The organism is Klebsiella sp. HN106 (genome assembly GCF_051209435.1).
In the GTDB taxonomy this organism is placed as follows: domain Bacteria; phylum Pseudomonadota; class Gammaproteobacteria; order Enterobacterales; family Enterobacteriaceae; genus Klebsiella; species Klebsiella oxytoca.
This window is the reverse complement of record NZ_JBLURD010000316.1, coordinates 1-251: the sequence shown is the minus strand read 5'-3', so window position 1 is coordinate 251 and position 251 is coordinate 1. Positions and strand designations below refer to the sequence as shown.

General features: G+C 56.6%; 1 rRNA gene. It reads right to left on the bottom strand.

Features of this window, described 5'->3' with window-relative positions:
- A 16S ribosomal RNA gene (locus ACSIPU_RS31355) occupies nucleotides 1-251 on the bottom strand; the annotation flags it as partial.

Below are 251 nucleotides of genomic sequence, written 5' to 3'. Positions count from 1 at the left end.
GGACCGTGTCTCAGTTCCAGTGTGGCTGGTCATCCTCTCAGACCAGCTAGGGATCGTCGCCTAGGTGAGCCGTTACCTCACCTACAAGCTAATCCCATCTGGGCACATCCGATGGCAAGAGGCCCTAAGGTCCCCCTCTTTGGTCTTGCGACGTTATGCGGTATTAGCTACCGTTTCCAGTAGTTATCCCCCTCCATCGGGCAGTTTCCCAGACATTACTCACCCGTCCGCCACTCGTCACCCGAGAGCAA